Source organism: Streptomyces sp. NPDC059002, assembly GCF_042740435.1.
Lineage (GTDB): Bacteria > Actinomycetota > Actinomycetes > Streptomycetales > Streptomycetaceae > Streptomyces.
The window spans coordinates 48189-64256 of the sequence record NZ_JBHYJI010000056.1; the positions used below are offsets into that span (position 1 = coordinate 48189).

General features: G+C 70.9%; 15 protein-coding genes. 11 read left to right on the forward strand and 4 right to left on the reverse strand.

Going from position 1 to position 16068, the window contains the following annotated elements; genetic code table 11:
• Positions 1 to 48: 48 nt before the first annotated feature.
• Positions 49 to 828 (reverse strand): amino acid ABC transporter ATP-binding protein, encoded by a 780-nt coding sequence (locus ACFWZ2_RS34520; RefSeq protein ID WP_055543637.1) that lies wholly within the window; start codon positions 826 to 828, stop codon positions 49 to 51.
• A gap of 273 nt (positions 829 to 1101) precedes the next feature.
• Here ACFWZ2_RS34520 and ACFWZ2_RS34525 point away from each other — a divergent pair, with 273 nt between their 5' ends.
• Positions 1102 to 1791 (forward strand): response regulator transcription factor, encoded by a 690-nt coding sequence (locus tag ACFWZ2_RS34525; protein WP_384552530.1) that lies wholly within the window; start codon positions 1102 to 1104, stop codon positions 1789 to 1791.
• A gap of 15 nt (positions 1792 to 1806) precedes the next feature.
• Positions 1807 to 3213 carry a sensor histidine kinase gene (locus tag ACFWZ2_RS34530; protein ID WP_384552532.1) on the forward strand — a complete coding sequence of 469 codons (1407 nt, stop codon included), beginning with the start codon at positions 1807 to 1809 and terminating at the stop codon, positions 3211 to 3213.
• A gap of 32 nt (positions 3214 to 3245) precedes the next feature.
• Here the strand turns inward: ACFWZ2_RS34530 and ACFWZ2_RS34535 are convergent, their stop codons facing one another.
• Positions 3246 to 4241, reverse strand: a complete 996-nt coding sequence (locus ACFWZ2_RS34535; protein WP_384552534.1) for a TAXI family TRAP transporter solute-binding subunit — start codon at positions 4239 to 4241, stop codon at positions 3246 to 3248.
• 57 nt (positions 4242 to 4298) lie between these two features.
• On the opposite strand from ACFWZ2_RS34535, the gene ACFWZ2_RS34540 reads away from it, so the two are divergent.
• The 3 genes from ACFWZ2_RS34540 (at position 4299) to ACFWZ2_RS34550 (ending at position 7039) form a co-directional block, all read left to right on the forward strand.
• The gene (locus ACFWZ2_RS34540) at positions 4299 to 4652 is read left to right on the forward strand and encodes a zinc ribbon domain-containing protein YjdM (RefSeq protein WP_384552536.1); all 354 of its coding nucleotides are present in this window, start codon (positions 4299 to 4301) and stop codon (positions 4650 to 4652) included.
• A gap of 67 nt (positions 4653 to 4719) precedes the next feature.
• Entirely contained in the window at positions 4720 to 6240 is a 1521-nt protein-coding gene (gene miaB / locus ACFWZ2_RS34545) for a tRNA (N6-isopentenyl adenosine(37)-C2)-methylthiotransferase MiaB (protein ID WP_384552538.1), read from the forward strand.
• A 55-nt stretch (positions 6241 to 6295) separates the two neighbouring features.
• Positions 6296 to 7039, forward strand: coding sequence for a class III extradiol dioxygenase subunit B-like domain-containing protein (locus ACFWZ2_RS34550; protein WP_384552540.1), 744 nt, complete (start codon positions 6296 to 6298; stop codon positions 7037 to 7039).
• Positions 7040 to 7131: 92 nt separating this feature from the next.
• On the opposite strand, the gene ACFWZ2_RS34555 is transcribed toward ACFWZ2_RS34550, so the two are convergent.
• Both ACFWZ2_RS34555 and ACFWZ2_RS34560 read right to left on the reverse strand, forming a co-directional pair.
• The gene (locus ACFWZ2_RS34555) at positions 7132 to 7407 is read right to left on the reverse strand and encodes an antitoxin (protein WP_384552542.1); all 276 of its coding nucleotides are present in this window, start codon (positions 7405 to 7407) and stop codon (positions 7132 to 7134) included.
• A 25-nt stretch (positions 7408 to 7432) separates the two neighbouring features.
• Positions 7433 to 7738, reverse strand: coding sequence for a hypothetical protein (locus tag ACFWZ2_RS34560; RefSeq protein ID WP_384552544.1), 306 nt, complete (start codon positions 7736 to 7738; stop codon positions 7433 to 7435).
• A 182-nt stretch (positions 7739 to 7920) separates the two neighbouring features.
• Here ACFWZ2_RS34560 and miaA point away from each other — a divergent pair, with 182 nt between their 5' ends.
• From miaA to hflX, 6 genes are all read left to right on the forward strand, one after another.
• Positions 7921 to 8859 carry a tRNA (adenosine(37)-N6)-dimethylallyltransferase MiaA gene (gene miaA / locus ACFWZ2_RS34565; RefSeq protein WP_384552546.1) on the forward strand — a complete coding sequence of 313 codons (939 nt, stop codon included), beginning with the start codon at positions 7921 to 7923 and terminating at the stop codon, positions 8857 to 8859.
• Positions 8860 to 8966: 107 nt separating this feature from the next.
• Positions 8967 to 9449 carry a hypothetical protein gene (locus ACFWZ2_RS34570; protein WP_384552558.1) on the forward strand — a complete coding sequence of 161 codons (483 nt, stop codon included), beginning with the start codon at positions 8967 to 8969 and terminating at the stop codon, positions 9447 to 9449.
• A 64-nt stretch (positions 9450 to 9513) separates the two neighbouring features.
• Positions 9514 to 10392: a diaminopimelate epimerase gene (dapF, locus tag ACFWZ2_RS34575; RefSeq protein ID WP_384552548.1), complete on the forward strand. Its 879-nt coding sequence runs from the start codon at positions 9514 to 9516 to the stop codon at positions 10390 to 10392.
• Between the two features lie 142 nt (positions 10393 to 10534).
• On the forward strand, positions 10535 to 12685 hold the full coding sequence (locus tag ACFWZ2_RS34580) for a RelA/SpoT family protein (protein ID WP_384552550.1): 2151 nt from the start codon (positions 10535 to 10537) through the stop codon (positions 12683 to 12685).
• A gap of 100 nt (positions 12686 to 12785) precedes the next feature.
• Complete coding sequence (locus tag ACFWZ2_RS34585) at positions 12786 to 14285, forward strand: M1 family metallopeptidase (RefSeq protein WP_384552552.1); 1500 nt, start codon at positions 12786 to 12788, stop codon at positions 14283 to 14285.
• A gap of 229 nt (positions 14286 to 14514) precedes the next feature.
• A complete protein-coding gene (gene hflX / locus ACFWZ2_RS34590) occupies positions 14515 to 16005 on the forward strand; it encodes a GTPase HflX (protein ID WP_384552554.1) in 1491 nt (496 codons plus the stop codon).
• Positions 16006 to 16068 lie beyond the last annotated feature (63 nt).

Sequence of the window (16068 nt, forward strand, 5' to 3'; positions counted from 1 at the left end):
ATCCTTTGTGTCTGCGGAAGAGAGGTGAGACGCAGGGGGCGTCGCGCGTCAGTGGTGCAGGATCTTCGAGAGGAAGTCCTTGGCCCGGTCGCTGCGCGGGTTGCTGAAGAACTGATCCGGCACGGCCTCTTCCACGATCCGGCCGTCCGCCATGAATACGACGCGGTTGGCGGCGGAGCGGGCGAAACCCATCTCATGGGTGACCACGACCATGGTCATGCCGTCACGCGCCAGCTGCTGCATGACCTCGAGGACCTCGTTGATCATCTCCGGGTCGAGCGCGGAGGTGGGCTCGTCGAAGAGCATCACCTTCGGGTCCATCGCCAACGCGCGGGCGATCGCCACGCGTTGCTGCTGGCCGCCGGAGAGCTGCGCCGGGTACTTGTCGGCCTGCGAGGCGACTCCCACGCGGTCCAGAAGACCGCGTGCCTTTGTCTCAGCTTCCGCCTTGGACGTCTTGCGCACCTTGATCTGGCCCAGCATCACGTTCTCGAGCACGGTCTTGTGCGCGAAAAGGTTGAAGGACTGGAAGACCATGCCCACGTCCGCACGGAGACGGGCGAGCTCCTTGCCCTCCTGGGGCAGCGGCTTGCCGTCGATCGAGATCTCTCCCGACTCGACCGTCTCCAGGCGGTTGATGGCGCGGCACAGCGTCGACTTGCCCGACCCGGAGGGGCCGATCACGACGACGACCTCGCCACGGGCGATGGTCAGGTCGATGTCCTGGAGGACGTGCAGAGCGCCGAAGTGCTTGTTGACGTTCTTCAGCACGACCAGGTCGTCCGCCCCGGGCGGTATGGCGTCCTTGGTCACCGATACTTCGGTCACGGCTTGTTGCTCCATCCTCCTCGGTTGGGAGGACAGTAATAACCCAGTGCGACCAGCGTCATTACATCTGAGGGGAAATTGAGCATAACGATCCGGCCGCAACCGGACACTCCGTGTGAAGAGGGTGCACGGCGTGCGTACCGGCTGGGTAACGGAACGTGCCCGCGCCCCGAACCCTCTTGACGCGGTCCTTATCCATCGGCGTGGATGCCTTGGTGCGTGTGCCCGGATATCGGCCGCGACGGAACGACGGATGAACTGGAGGGGGCCCGCATGAGACTGCTTCTCGTCGAGGACGACGACCACGTGGCCGCCGCCCTGTCCGCGGTCCTGGCCCGGCACGGCTTCGACGTCGTGCACGCACGCAACGGCGAAGAGGCACTGCAGGCCCTCCTGCCCGCGGAAACCCCTCCCTTCGGAGTGGTGCTTCTCGACCTGGGGCTGCCCGATCAGGACGGCTACGAGGTGTGCGGGAAGATCCGCAAGCGCGGCTCGATCCCGGTCATCATGGTGACGGCCCGCTCGGACGTCCGCTCGCGGATCCACGGCCTCAACCTCGGGGCCGACGACTACGTAGTGAAGCCGTACGACACCGGGGAACTCATCGCCCGTATCCATGCGGTCATCCGGCGGCCCACGTCCGGTGGTGCGACGACCCCCGAGGACAGCGATCTGCGACTCGGCCCCGTGCGCATCGAACTGCCCACCCGACAGGTCAGCGTGGACGGTTCGGTTGTCCAACTGACCCGCAAGGAGTTCGACTTGCTCGCACTCCTCGCCCAGCGGCCCGGAGTGGTGTTCCGCCGCGAACAGATCATCAGCGAGGTGTGGCGCACCAGTTGGGAAGGGACGGGCCGCACGCTGGAAGTGCATGTGGCGTCCCTGCGGTCCAAGCTGCACATGCCGGCCCTGATCGAGACCGTCCGCGGCGTCGGCTACCGCCTCGTCGCCCCGGCGACGTAGCGCGGGCGAGGACAGGTGCGTTCCCGCCTCCTCCCGCTGCTCATCATCCTCATGGCGGGCGTCCTGCTCGCGCTCGGCTTCCCACTCGCGGTGAGCGTCGCGGCGGCCCAGCAGCAGAAGGTGGTCGTCGACCGGATCGACGACACGGCGCGCTTCGCCTCGCTCGCCCAGTTCGTCACGAAACGCGTCACCGGTTCACGGGTAGTGCGGGACAAGGACGAACGCCGCGAAACGCTCCAGAAGGAGCTGGACTTCTACAACGAGGTCTACGGCATCGACGCGGGCGTCTTCTACCGCGACGGCGGCCCGATGGCGCACGCTCCGGAGGACTGGTTCCTGCCCACGGACGGTCAGGTGCGGGACGCCTTCGAGGAAGCGCTCCGGTCCCGCGGCAGCCACGACCCCGAGCAGGTGTGGCCGTGGCAGCGCGGCCGCCTGGCCGTCGCGACCCCGGTGATCAGGGACGGCGACGTCGTCGCCGTCGTCGTCACCGACTCGCCCACCGGCCGCATGCGGTCGAAGACGCTGCAGGGCTGGCTGCTCATCGCCGCGGGCGAGTCCGCGGCGATGCTCCTGGCGGTCGGCGCCGCCCTGCGGCTCACCGGCTGGGTGCTGCGCCCCGTGCGCATCCTCGACGCGACCACGCACGACATAGCGACAGGAAGCCTCAAGTCCAGGGTCGCGGCCGCGGGTGGGCCGCCGGAACTCCAGCGCCTCGCCCGGTCGTTCAACGAGATGGCGGACAACGTCCAGGACGTGCTCGAGCAGCAGCGCGCCTTCGTCGCCGACGCCTCCCACCAGCTGCGCAACCCCCTCTCCGCCCTGCTCCTGCGCATCGAACTCCTCGCCCTCGAACTCCCCGAGGGCAACGAAGAGGTGGCGTCGGTGCGCACCGAGGGCAAGCGCCTGGCCCAAGTCCTCGACGACCTCCTCGACCTGGCCCTCGCCGAGCACGCCGCGGCGGACCTGGGCCTCACCGACATCGGCGAACTGGCGGCCGAACGGGTCGCCGCCTGGCGGCCGCTGGCCGAGGAACGCGGTGTGCGGCTGACCAGCGAGTGCCCGGCGACCACGGGCTGGGCCGACCCGGTCGCCCTCTCCAGCGCGCTGGACGCGGTGATCGACAACGCGCTGAAGTTCACACCCGAGGGAGAGCGGGTGCACGTCGCCGTCTCCTCCTGCGCCACCACGACGACCGTCGTGATCACCGACGGCGGCCCCGGCCTCACCGAGGACGAGCTGACCCGCGTCGGCGACCGCTTCTGGCGCAGCAACCGCCATCAGAACGTGCGGGGTTCGGGCCTTGGCCTGTCGATCTCGCGGGCCCTGCTCGCGGCGGGCGGCGGCTCGATCTCGTACGCCCGTCATGAGCCGCGTGGACTGAAGGTGACCGTCAGCGTGCCGCGGAGCGGGCCGGTGTAGCCGATGGCGGCTGAGCCACGGCCGTCAGCCTCTCAGGGCTTGACCGACTGGTAGTAGCGGCGCGCGCCCTCGTGCAGGGCGAGCGGGTCCGTGTAGAGGGCGGTACGCAGGTCCACCAGCTGGGCCGCGTGCACCTCCGCGCCGATGTGGTCGCGGCTGTCGATCACCGAGCGGGTCAGCCCCTCGGTCAGCTCCGGATCGGTCCGGTCGGTGGTGACCAGGAGGTTCGCCACGGCGAGCGTCGGCACGGCGGAACCCTGCTGGGCGCTGGGGTAGGCGTCCGCCGGCATCGTCGCTGCCCGGTAGTAGCGCGAGGCGCCGCCCTGCTCGTGCAGCTCGTTCACGAGGCCGCCGAGCTTGACGAGCCGGATGGGCATCTCTTCGGAGAGGATGCGCACGGAGTCGGTCGGCAGTCCGCCCGACCAGAAGAACGCGTCGATCTTGTCCTTCTTGAGGAGCTCGGGCATGGTGTCGATGCCCGCCGCCACCGGCTTGATGTCCTTCGCCGGATCGAGGCCCGCGGCTTCCAGGACCCGGTCCGCTATCAGCCGCACGCCCGAGCGGTCCTGCCCCACGGCCACCCGCAGGTTCCGCAGGTCCTTCACCGAGTCGACGTCGGACGACCTGGGCACGACCAGCTGGACATAGTCGTCGTACAGCCGTGCGCAGCCGCGCAGCCGGTCCGCGCCCGGCGCCCCCGCCAGGCGGTACTTCTCGACGGCGTCGGCGGCCGCGATGGTGAAGTCGGCCTTGCCGGTCGCCACCCGCTCGACGTTCTGCTGCGATCCCTGGCTGTTGAGCAGGTTTACGTCGACCTTCGGCATGTCCCGGGAGATCGCCGTCCGCAGGAGCTTGCCGTACCGCTCGTAGACGCCGTTCTGCACGCCCGTGCTGAAGGCCACCCGGCCGCTCGGCGAGCTCTCGCCCGAGGGCAGCAGCCACCACAGCAGCAGCCCGAACACCACGAGCGCCGCGGCCGCGCCCTGCAGGGCCCTGCGCCTGCCGATGTGGGGGAGTGCCTGGAACATGCGCGCGATCCTGCCAGCTCGGCTGCCGCTGGTCCATGGCTGAAATAGACTCCCGGGGTGAACGATGAACTGCCTCCCTGCCCCGAGTGTTCGGGTACGTACGCCTACGAGATGGGCGCCCTCCTTGTCTGCCCCGAATGCGGGCACGAGTGGTCGCCGCCCGCCGCCGAGCCCACGGGCGGAGCCGAGGACGGGGCGATCAGGGACGCGGTCGGCAACGTCCTCACGGACGGTGACACCGTCACGGTCGTCAAGAGCCTCAAGGTCAAGGGCAGCCCGAGCGGGATCAAGGCGGGCACCAAGGTGCGCAACATCCGCCTCGTGGACGGCGTGGACGGCCACGACATCGACTGCAAGATCGACGGGTTCGGCTCGATGCAGCTGAAGTCCAGCGTGGTCAAGAAGGTCTGAGAGGGGCGGGCCGCCCCTTGGGCCGGACGGGTCGGAGACGACGTCCGGCACCGCCTACCCTTGTTCCATGACCAGCAGCGACCGGAGCCAGGCAGTGGACGTCAATCGAACGTATGAGGTGCGCACCTACGGGTGCCAGATGAACGTCCACGACTCCGAGAGGCTTTCCGGTCTTCTTGAGGACGCCGGTTATGTGCGTGCTCCGGAGAATGCGGACGGCGACGCCGACGTCGTCGTCTTCAACACCTGCGCGGTGCGTGAGAACGCCGACAACCGCCTGTACGGCAACCTCGGCCGCCTCGCCCCGATGAAGACCAAGCGCCCCGGGATGCAGATCGCCGTGGGCGGCTGTCTGGCCCAGAAGGACCGCGACACCATCGTCAAGAAGGCGCCCTGGGTGGACGTCGTCTTCGGCACGCACAACATCGGCAAGCTGCCGGTCCTCCTGGAGCGCGCCCGCGTCCAGGAAGAGGCACAGGTCGAGATCGCCGAGTCGCTCGAAGCCTTCCCGTCGACGCTGCCGACTCGCCGCGAGAGCGCGTACGCGGCCTGGGTCTCCATCTCGGTCGGCTGCAACAACACCTGCACCTTCTGCATCGTCCCCGCGCTGCGCGGCAAGGAGAAGGACCGCAGGACCGGCGACATCCTCGCCGAGATCGAGGCGCTCGTCGGCGAGGGCGTCTCCGAGATCACCCTCCTCGGGCAGAACGTGAACGCGTACGGCTCGGACATCGGCGACCGCGAGGCCTTCAGCAAGCTGCTGCGCGCCTGCGGACAGATCGAGGGTCTGGAGCGGGTGCGGTTCACTTCCCCGCACCCGCGCGACTTCACCGACGACGTGATCGCCGCCATGGCCGAGACGCCGAACGTGATGCCGCAGCTCCACATGCCGCTGCAGTCGGGATCGGACCCGGTCCTGAAGGCGATGCGCCGCTCGTACCGCCAGGACCGCTTCCTGGGGATCATCGAGAAGGTCCGCGCCGCCATGCCGGACGCGGCGATCTCCACCGACATCATCGTGGGCTTCCCCGGCGAGACCGAGGAGGACTTCGAGCAGACGATGCACGTGGTCCGCGAGGCCCGCTTCGCCAACGCCTTCACCTTCCAGTACTCCAAGCGCCCCGGGACCCCGGCGGCGACCATGGAGGGGCAGATCCCCAAGGAGGTCGTCCAGTCGCGTTACGAGCGTCTGGTGGCCCTCCAGGAGGAGATCTCCTGGGACGAGAACAAGAAGCAGGTCGGCCGCACCCTGGACCTGATGGTCGCCGAGGGAGAGGGCCGCAAGGACGGCGCCACGCACCGCCTCTCGGGCCGCGCCCCCGACAACCGTCTCGTGCACTTCACCAAGCCGGACACCGAGGTGCGCCCCGGCGATGTGGTCACGGTCGAGATCACCTACGCCGCCCCGCACCACCTGCTCGCCGAGGGCGCCGTGCTGAACGTGCGCCCCACGCGCGCGGGCGACGCCTGGGAGAAGCGGAACGCCGAGGCGGCCGCCAAGCCCGCGGGCGTGATGCTGGGCCTGCCGAAGATCGGCGTTCCCGCGCCGCTCCCGGTGGCCGCGGGCAGCGGCTGCGGCTGCGACTGACCCGACGAGCGGACTCCGGTCCGCTCGCGCAGGGGCGGGCGTTACGCTGCGGATCATGCTTGTCGCCGCAGCCGTCTGCCCCTGTCCGCCCCTGCTCGTTCCGGAGGTCGCCGCGGGCGCCGCTCCCGAACTGGACGCCGCGCGCGCGGCCTGCACCGACGCCATCGGGGTCCTGGCCGCCGCCAGGCCCGACCGGCTCGTCGTGATCGGCCCCGCCGAGCAGGCCGGGCGCGGACCGCACGTCCAGGGGGCCCGCGGCTCGTTCCGGGGCTTCGGTGTGGACCTCGACGTACGGCTCGGGACTGCCGACCCCGCGGACGAGGCCACGGACGGCGCCGCCGACGCGGGCGCGGAGCGTGAACTTCCGCCCTCGCTCGCCGTCGCGGGCTGGCTGCTCGGGCGTACGGGCTGGTCGACCGCCCCGCTGGAAGGTCTCGGAGTGGGGGAACCGCTGGCCGCCGAGCGGTGCATCCAGGTCGGCGGGGACATCGCGGCGCGGGCGGACCGGGTGGCCCTGCTGGTGATGGGCGACGCCAGCGCGTGCCGCACGCTGAAGGCGCCGGGCTATCTGGACGAGCGGGCGGCCGGTTTCGACGCGGAGGTCGGGCGTGCCCTCGCCGCGGCCGACGTGGCCGCGCTCAAGGCGCTGGACACGGAGCTCGCGTACGAACTGAAGGCGGCGGGCCGTGCCCCTTGGCAGGTGCTCGCCGGTGCGGCGGACGGCGCAGGGCTGAGCGGCGAGCTGCTGTACGAGGACGCGCCGTACGGCGTGGGGTACGTGGTGGCGGCCTGGTCCTAGCCGGGCCGTACAAGCCGTACGCGCCGTGTGCGGCGCGCACGCGGCGACGGCCGCGAAGCGGGGGGTGCTTCACGGCCGTCCGCCGATGCGGTTCAGGATGCCGGAGGGGGTGGCGGAGGCGACGGCGGAGTGGCGCCGCCGCCCGCGTCCTTGCCCTCGTCCGTCCCGGCGAGGCGGTCGACGGCGTCCTTCGCCTTGCCCGTACCCGACTGGATCTTGTCGCTGTACTTGCCCTTGGTCTTCTCGTCGACGACCTTCGCGGCCCTGTCCAGGCCCTGGTCGATCTTGTCCCCGTGCTGTTGCGCGAGGCCCGAGACCTTGTCCTTGGCCGGGGCGAGCTTGTCCTTCAACTGCTGCAGGAAGCCCATCGGTTCACCTTCCCTCGCCGGGGAGCTACTTGCGGGCGCCCTCACCGGCCTCGTTGTCGGCGGCCTCCTCGGCGGACTGCTGCTTCGGGATCTCCACGCCCTCGGCGGCGGCCGCCTCGGCGGTCTCCGCCGGCTTGTCCTCGGCATCGTTCTCGGCGTCGGCAGCGGCCTCAGCGGCGGGCTTCGAGTCCTCGGAGGTGGCCTCCGAGGACTCCTTCGCGGACTCCTCGGCGGACTCCGGCTCGGCCGTCAGCGTGGCGGCAGCCGCATCGGTCGTTGACGCCTCGTCGGTGTCCTTGGACTTCCGGCGAAACCGTGCAAAAACGCCCATATCTACTCCATACGTTACTCGTGTGGGCGAAATCCCGCGCCGCCCGGTGCGTCCCATTGCGTCGCCCGGGTCATCGGTCCTCGAAACCGGCGGCCGGAACCTCGCAACAGGCAACGACCCCGGAGCCGTGCCGTCACGTAGCTCGTTCGGGAAGAGCGCGCGGTGTTTGCGAGACTGGGGCGGTGAGTAGTGCAGCTCCCGCCCCGCGGGTCATCGCCGTCGTCGGTCCGACCGCGGCAGGAAAGTCCGATCTGGGCGTTTTCCTCGCCCAGCGCCTCGGCGGCGAAGTCGTCAACGCCGACTCCATGCAGCTCTACCGAGGGATGGATATCGGCACCGCCAAGCTGACGCCCGAGGAGCGCGGCGGAGTGCCCCATCGGCTCCTCGACATCTGGGACGTCACGGAGGCCGCCAGCGTCGCCGAGTACCAGAAGCTGGCGCGTGCGGAGATCGACCGCCTCCTCGCCGACGGGCGCTGGCCGATCCTGGTCGGCGGCTCCGGCCTGTACGTCAGGGGGGCGGTGGACAACCTGGAGTTCCCCGGCACCGACCCCGCCGTCCGCGCCCGCCTGGAGGAGGAGCTCGCGCTGCGCGGCCCCGGCGCGCTGCATGCCCGCCTCGCCGCCGCCGATCCCGGGGCCGCCCAGGCGATCCTGCCCAGCAACGGCCGGCGGATCGTCCGCGCCCTCGAGGTCATCGAGATCACCGGCAAGCCCTTCACCGCCAACCTGCCCGGCCACGACTCGGTGTACGACACGGTCCAGATCGGCGTCGACGTGGCCCGCCCCGAACTCGACGAACGCATCGCCACGCGCGTGGACCGCATGTGGGAGGCGGGCCTGGTGGACGAGGTGCGCGCGCTGGAGGCGCAAGGGCTGCGCGAGGGGCGTACGGCGTCCCGGGCGCTCGGCTACCAGCAGGTGCTCACGGCGCTCGCGGGGGAGTGCACCGAGGACGAGGCGCGGGCTGAAACGGTGCGCGCCACCAAGCGTTTCGCGCGCCGTCAGGACTCGTGGTTCAGGCGCGATCCGCGGGTGCACTGGCTCAGTGGGGCCGTGGCCGATCGCGGGGAACTCCCGGAGCGCGCACTGGCGTTGGTCGAACGACCGGTCACAGCCTGATCACGTGATGGCATCGGGACGCTCCGGCGGTCATCCGGGCACCTGACGGCGTGCCATCATCGACCATCGATCGACCGGTGGAGTCCGAAGTGGGAGGGCGCGTGGCGATGGAGGCCGGCCCTCGTGACACCGCACATGACGGCGGAGATCAGCTGAGTCCGGACGGTCCCGAAGAGACCCCCGGCGGCGTGCTGGACGACGGCCCCGGCCCGGACGAGATGTCCGCGGAGGCCGAGGTCGAGGTCGAACTGCGCCCGCAGCCCCGCCTGCGCGTCTGGCAGCTCGCGCCCATCGTGATCCTCGCCGCGCTCGGCTCCCTGATGTTCGCCTTCCCGCTGGCCTTCGAGTTCGGCGGCGGTGGCGCAGGTGCCGGGGACGGCGGCGCCGTGGTCGCCATGCTCGGGCTGCTGATCAGCTGCTGCGCCGCGGGCTGGGGCATGATGGCCGCCCGCCGCGTGGGGTACACCTGGCCGGGGCTGCCCGAGCGGGGCTCGGGACGCCGCCCGGACTGGCGCGTCGTCGCCGCGTACGCCCTGCTGTTCCTGGCCGCCGCGGTCCTCGCCGTCTGGCGGGTGGCCCGCCTCCGCTGAGGCCCGCGTACGGCCGACGAGGCCGCGCGAACGGAGTGTCGTACCCACCCCGTACGATCGAGGAATGAGCACGCGGATCGCCTTCCTCAAGGGGCACGGGACCGAGAACGACTTCGTGATCATCCCCGACCCCGGCAACACCATCGAGCTGGCCCCGGCCACCGTGGCCGCCCTGTGCGACCGCCGCGCGGGCATCGGTGGCGACGGCCTGCTCCATGTCGTACGCTCCGCCGCCCACCCCGAGGTACGCCATCTCGCGGACCGGGCCGAGTGGTTCATGGACTACCGCAACGGCGACGGCTCGGTCGCCGAGATGTGCGGCAACGGAGTGCGCGTCTTCGCCCGCTACCTGCAGCGCGCGGGGCATGTCGGCGAGGGCGATCTCGCGGTGGCCACGCGCGGCGGCGTGAAGACCGTGCACATCGACAAGGCGGAAGCCGGTGGCGGGATCACCGTCGGCATGGGCAAGGCACTCCTCCCCGGAGGGGACGTCACCGTCTCGGTGGACGACCGGAGCTGGCCCGCGCTCAACGTGAACATGGGCAATCCGCACGCGGTCGCCTTCGTGGCCGACCTCTCCGAAGCGGGCAACCTCTACGACCCGCCGCCCTTCAGCCCCGCCAGCGCCTACCCGGACGGCGTGAACGTCGAATTCGTCGTCGACCGCGGCCCCCGGCACGTCGCCATGCGCGTGCACGAGCGCGGCGCGGGCGAGACCCGCTCGTGCGGCACGGGCGCGTGCGCCGTGGCCGTCGCCGCGGCCCGCAAGGACGGAGTGGACCCCGCGGTGACCGGCACCCCGGTGACGTACACCGTCGACCTGCCCGGCGGGCGCCTGGTCATCACCGAGCGGCCCGACGGCGAGATCGAGATGACGGGACCCGCCGCGATCGTCGCCGAGGGCGAGATCGCGTCCGAATGGCTCGAAACGGTACTCGCATGAACTGTCGCTCGAATGGGTGATCCGTTTCACGCTCGGCGAGAGGCGGTCAGCACCGCGTGATGGGCTCGGTAGCATCAAGCACCGGCCCGGACGGAGTACGCCACCGTCCGTCCACCGCCGGTCGAAGCAGCCGGAGGTGCCCATGAGTGCGGAGGCTACGAACCCTGCGACGCCCGGCCCCGTGACGCCCGGGGTCCAGCGCAGGCGCGGCCGCGCCCGTCTCGACCTGCGCAGGCTCGGCCGGGCCGCCCTGCTGGGACCCGCGGCACGGGACCGGCTGCCCGACGCGATCGGCCATGTGGCGGAGGCCCATCGGGCCCACTACCCGGACGCCGATCTGGAGCCGCTGCGCCGCGCGTACGTCCTGGCGGAGTCCTCGCACCGCGGCCAGATGCGCAAGAGCGGCGAGCCGTACATCACGCATCCGCTCGCCGTGACCCTGATCCTCGCCCAGCTGGGCGCGGAGATCACGACCTTGACCGCCTCCCTGCTCCACGACACCGTCGAGGACACGGACGTCACGCTCGACCAGGTGCGCAGCGAGTTCGGCGACGACGTCTGCTATCTCGTCGACGGCGTCACCAAGCTCGAAAAGGTCGACTACGGAGCGGCGGCCGAGCCGGAGACCTTCCGCAAGATGCTGGTCGCCACCGGCAATGACGTACGCGTCATGTCGATCAAGCTCGCCGACCGGCTGCACAACATGCGGACCCTCGGCGTCATGCGCCCCGAGAAGCAGGCACGCATCGCGAAGGTCACCCGGGACGTACTCATTCCGCTTGCCGAACGCCTCGGCGTCCAGGCGCTCAAGACCGAGCTGGAGGATCTCGTCTTCGCGATCCTCCACCCGGAGGAGTACGACCAGGTCAAGGCCATGATCGCGGCCAATGTCGAGGGCGAGGGCGACCCGCTCGCGGGCATCGCGGGCGATGTGCGCGGCGTGCTGCGCGAGGCGGGCATCACGGCCGAAGTCCTCATCAGGCCGCGGCACTTCGTCTCGGTGCACCGGGTGCACCGCAAACGGGGCGAGCTGCGCGCCGCGGACTTCGGGCGCCTCCTCGTCCTCGTGAACGAGGACGCCGACTGCTACGGAGTCCTCGGCGAACTGCACACCTGCTTCACGCCGGTCGTCTCGGAGTTCAAGGACTTCATCGCCGTCCCCAAGTTCAACCTCTACCAATCGCTGCACACGGCCGTGGCCCGGCCCGACGGAGAGGTCGCCGAAGTCCTCATCCGCACGCACCAGATGCACCAGGTCGCCGAGGCGGGCGTGGTAGCCCTGCGCAATCCCTACGCTCCTCCTTCGGAGGAGCCCTCCGACAGCGCCGAGGACGAGCGCGTCGACCCCACGAGGCCCGGCTGGCTCTCCCGGCTCCTCGACTGGCAGCAGGCCGCACCCGACCCCGACACCTTCTGGTCGACGCTGCGCGAGGACCTCGCCCAGGACCGCGAGATCGCCGTCTTCCGGCCCGACGGCGGCACCCTCGGACTGCCCGCGGGCGCCAGCTGCGTCGACGCCGCCTACGCCCAGTACGGCGAGGACGCCCACGCCTGCATCGGGGCGCGCGTCAACGGCCGCCTCGCGACGCTCAGCACGGTCCTGCGCGACGGCGACACGGTCCAGCTGCTCATGGGCCAGGACGTCGCCTCGGGGCCCTCACGCGACTGGCTGGACCACGCCCGCACGCCCGGCGCGCGGATCGCCATCCGGCGCTGGCTCACCACGCATCCGGACCCCGACGCCCCCGCGGCCGCGTCCGACGGGCGGCGCGAGCCGCTCCCGCAGGCCTCCTTGACCGCCCCCAGGCCGGAATCCGTCGACCACCTGCGGCCCGCTCCCGCGAACGCCGTGGTGGACCGCGAGGGCGCCACCGTGCGCCTCGCGGGCTGTTGTACTCCCGTGCCGCCCGACGATGTCACCGCCTTCGCCGTGCGCGGGGGAGTCGTGACCGTCCACCGCATCGGCTGTCCCGCGGTGGAGCGCATGAAGGAAGTGGGGCGCCCGGAGATCGGCGTGCGCTGGGGGGACACCGCGGAGTGCCGCGTCACGCTGATCGCCGAATCGTTCGGCCGTGCACATCTGCTCGCCGACCTCACCGAAGCGATCGCCCTCGAAGGCGTGGCGATCATTTCGGCGACCGTGGAGCCGCCGACCCAGCAGCGCGTGCGTCATACGTACACGCTGCAACTCCCGGACGCGGCCCACCTTCCCGGGCTGATGCGGGCGATGCGGGCGGTGCCCGGGGTGTACGACGTGAGCCGCGCCCAGCATCCGGCGGCCGCCGCTCCCTGAGGTCCGCTTCTCGCAGTCCGCTTCCCGATGTCGCGACTCGTTCGGGTGGCTCGTCGCGCGCCGTCCCACGGGGGAAGGCGTGCGCTGATAGCGGTAGTTCATGCTGCTCACCCCTCGGACCAAGGCCGTCAGGACGAAGGCCCTCCGCACTCCCCGCGTCGCCGCCGCCCTGGTCGCCGCGACCGCGTCCGCCGCCCTCATCGCGGCGAGCGCACCGTCCCCGGCCACCCCGCTCGGCATCGGCGACCCGCTCTTCCCGCACCTGGGCAACCCCGGGTACGACGTGGCGTCGTACGACATCGCCTTCACCTATCGGGGCGACAACAGCAAGCCGCTGGATGCCGTCACCAAGATCGACGCGCGGGCGACGGCGCCCCTGGAGCGGGTGAATCTCGACTTCGCGCACGGCACGGTCCGTTCCGTCGAGGTCAACGGCAGGGCCGCCCGCTTCGACAGCACCGGCGAGGACCTGGTCGTCACGCCGGCCGCGCCGGTGGCGCCCGGCGAGCGCCTGCGGATCACCGTGCGGCACACCAGTGACCCGGTTGCCGCGAAGGGCACCGAGGGCGGCTGGGTGCGCACCGGCGACGGGCTCGCCATGGCCAATCAGGCCGACGCCGCCCACCTGGTCTTCCCGTGCAACGACCACCCCTCGGACAAGGCGGACTTCACGTTCCGTGTCACCGCTCCGAAGGGGCTCACCGCCGTCGCCAACGGCCTCCCGACCGCCAGGACCCGGCACGGCGGGGGAGCCACCACCTGGTCGTACCGCACCCATCACCCCATGGCGACCGAGCTGGCCCAGGTGTCGATCGGCCGCTCCAGCGTCGTCCACAGGAAGGGGCCGCACGGCCTTCCCGTACGCGATGTGGTTCCCACCAAGGACCGCAAGGTCCTGGAACGCTGGCTCAAGAAGACACCCGGCCAGATCGGCTGGATGGAGAAGAAGGTCGGCCGCTACCCCTTCGAGGCCTACGGCGTGCTGGTCGCCCAGGCGCAGACGGGCTTCGAACTCGAGACACAGACGCTCTCTCTCTTCGAGAGAGAGCTCTTCACCCGCCCCGAGTACCCCGAGTGGTACGTCGACTCGATCATGGTGCACGAACTGGCGCACCAGTGGTTCGGCGACAGCGTGAGCCCGCAGTCCTGGTCGGACCTCTGGCTCAACGAAGGCCACGCCACCTGGTACGAGGCGCTCCACGCCGAGGAGAAGGCCCAGCAGCCGCTCGCGGCACGGATGCGGGACGCCTACCGCCAGTCGGACAACTGGCGCGCGGCGGGCGGACCGCCCGCCAGGCCGAAGGAGCCCGCGCCGGGACAGAAGATCAGCATCTTCCGGCCCGTCGTCTACGACGGCAGCGCCCTGGTCCTCTACGCCCTGCGCCAGGAGATCGGGCGGCCCGCCTTCGACCGGCTCGAGCGTGCGTGGGTCCGTGCACACCGCGACGGCAACGCGACGACCGCCGACTTCGTGCGGCTCGCGTCCCGGACCGCGGGGCGTGACCTGGGCGGATTCTTCGATGCCTGGCTGTACGGGGAGAAGACGCCGCCGATGCCGGGGCACCCGGACTGGCGTACCCCGGCGCGGGACGGGAAGTAACCGGGGGCCGGGCGGCACCGCTGCGGGCAATAACCCGGGTGACGAGACGGGGCGTGCCGTGCAACCATCTTCAGGTCGGCGGCGCGGCCCGTCCGGGACATCCCCTCGGGGAGATCTCGGGGTCGGTTCCGGCCGGTCCGGGGAATCTCCGGACCGCCCCGGGCGTTGTCGGAAGTGATGGATCCCGCATCCGTCCGCATTCCCATCGACGAATCGACGTAAGGACCCAATGACCTCCTCTTCTTCCCCTTCCCAGGACGCACAGAGCTTCGCGCAGAACTACCCCGAAGGTCTTCGGGCCGATGCCCTGATGGAAGAGGACGTCGCCTGGAGCCACGAGATCGACGGAGACCGGGACGGCGACCAGTTCGACCGCTCCGAGCGCGCGGCCCTCCGCCGCGTCGCGGGCCTCTCCACCGAGCTCGAGGACGTCACCGAAGTCGAGTACCGACAGCTCCGCCTGGAGCGCGTGGTGCTCGTCGGCGTGTGGACTTCCGGGACGGTTCACGATGCGGAGAACTCCCTCGCCGAGCTGGCCGCCCTCGCGGAGACCGCGGGTGCGCTCGTGCTCGACGGCGTCATCCAGCGTCGCGACAAGCCGGACCCGGCGACGTACATCGGCTCCGGCAAGGCCCTCGAGCTGCGCGACATCGTCCTCGAGACCGGTGCCGACACCGTCGTCTGCGACGGTGAGCTGAGCCCCGGCCAGCTGATCCACCTCGAAGACGTCGTCAAGGTCAAGGTGGTCGACAGGACCGCCCTGATCCTCGACATCTTCGCCCAGCACGCCAAGTCCCGAGAGGGCAAGGCACAGGTGGCCCTCGCGCAGATGCAGTACATGCTGCCGAGGCTCCGTGGCTGGGGTCAGTCGCTCTCCCGTCAGATGGGTGGCGGCGGCGGTGGCGGCATGGCCACCCGTGGTCCCGGTGAGACCAAGATCGAGACGGACCGGCGACGGATCCGCGAGAAGATGGCGAAGATGCGCCGGGAGATCGCGGAGATGAAGACGGGCCGCGACATCAAGCGGCAGGAGCGCCGACGCAACAAGGTGCCCTCGGTCGCGATCGCCGGTTACACGAACGCGGGCAAGTCCTCGCTGCTCAACCGCCTCACGGGCGCGGGCGTCCTGGTGGAGAACGCGCTGTTCGCCACCCTCGACCCCACCGTGCGCCGGGCCGAGACGCCGAGCGGCCGGGTCTACACCCTGGCCGACACCGTCGGGTTCGTGCGGCATCTGCCGCACCACCTCGTCGAGGCGTTCCGCTCCACCATGGAGGAGGTCGGCGACTCCGACCTGATCCTGCACGTCGTGGACGGCTCGCACCCCGTGCCGGAGGAGCAGTTGGCCGCGGTGCGCGAGGTGATCCGTGACGTGGGCGCCACCGACGTACCCGAGATCGTGGTGGTCAACAAGGCGGACGCGGCGGACCCGTTGGTCCTCCAGCGACTGCTGCGCAACGAGAAGCACGCGATCGTGGTCTCCGCGCGGACAGGTGCGGGCATCGACGAGCTGCTCGCGCTCATCGACGCCGAACTGCCGCGACCCGAGGTCGAGATCGAAGCCCTCGTTCCGTACACGCACGGCCAGCTCATCTCGCGGGCGCACGCCGAGGGCGAGGTGCTCTCCGAGGAGCACACCGCCGACGGCACGCTGCTCAAGGCGCGCGTGCACGAAGAGCTCGCCGCAGAGCTTGCTCCGTATGTGCCGGTCGCGCGCTGATCGCGGTCGTCGACACCGGTAGACAGACGGAGAGGCCCGCCCCCACTTCGGTGGGGGCGGGCC

What these genes read in the sequence shown, in the direction of transcription:
- miaB (WP_384552538.1), top strand. Translation starts at nt 4,720, where the DNA reads ATGACCAGCAGCGACCGGAGCCAGGCAGTGGACGTCAATCGAACGTAT.
- ACFWZ2_RS34560 (WP_384552544.1), bottom strand. Translation starts at nt 7,738, where the DNA reads ATGGGCGTTTTTGCACGGTTTCGCCGGAAGTCCAAGGACACCGACGAG.
- ACFWZ2_RS34570 (WP_384552558.1), top strand. Translation starts at nt 8,967, where the DNA reads ATGGAGGCCGGCCCTCGTGACACCGCACATGACGGCGGAGATCAGCTG.
- hflX (WP_384552554.1), top strand. Translation starts at nt 14,515, where the DNA reads ATGACCTCCTCTTCTTCCCCTTCCCAGGACGCACAGAGCTTCGCGCAG.
- dapF (WP_384552548.1), top strand. Translation starts at nt 9,514, where the DNA reads ATGAGCACGCGGATCGCCTTCCTCAAGGGGCACGGGACCGAGAACGAC.
- ACFWZ2_RS34555 (WP_384552542.1), bottom strand. Translation starts at nt 7,407, where the DNA reads ATGGGCTTCCTGCAGCAGTTGAAGGACAAGCTCGCCCCGGCCAAGGAC.
- ACFWZ2_RS34550 (WP_384552540.1), top strand. Translation starts at nt 6,296, where the DNA reads ATGCTTGTCGCCGCAGCCGTCTGCCCCTGTCCGCCCCTGCTCGTTCCG.
- ACFWZ2_RS34585 (WP_384552552.1), top strand. Translation starts at nt 12,786, where the DNA reads ATGCTGCTCACCCCTCGGACCAAGGCCGTCAGGACGAAGGCCCTCCGC.
- ACFWZ2_RS34535 (WP_384552534.1), bottom strand. Translation starts at nt 4,241, where the DNA reads ATGTTCCAGGCACTCCCCCACATCGGCAGGCGCAGGGCCCTGCAGGGC.
- ACFWZ2_RS34580 (WP_384552550.1), top strand. Translation starts at nt 10,535, where the DNA reads ATGAGTGCGGAGGCTACGAACCCTGCGACGCCCGGCCCCGTGACGCCC.
- ACFWZ2_RS34525 (WP_384552530.1), top strand. Translation starts at nt 1,102, where the DNA reads ATGAGACTGCTTCTCGTCGAGGACGACGACCACGTGGCCGCCGCCCTG.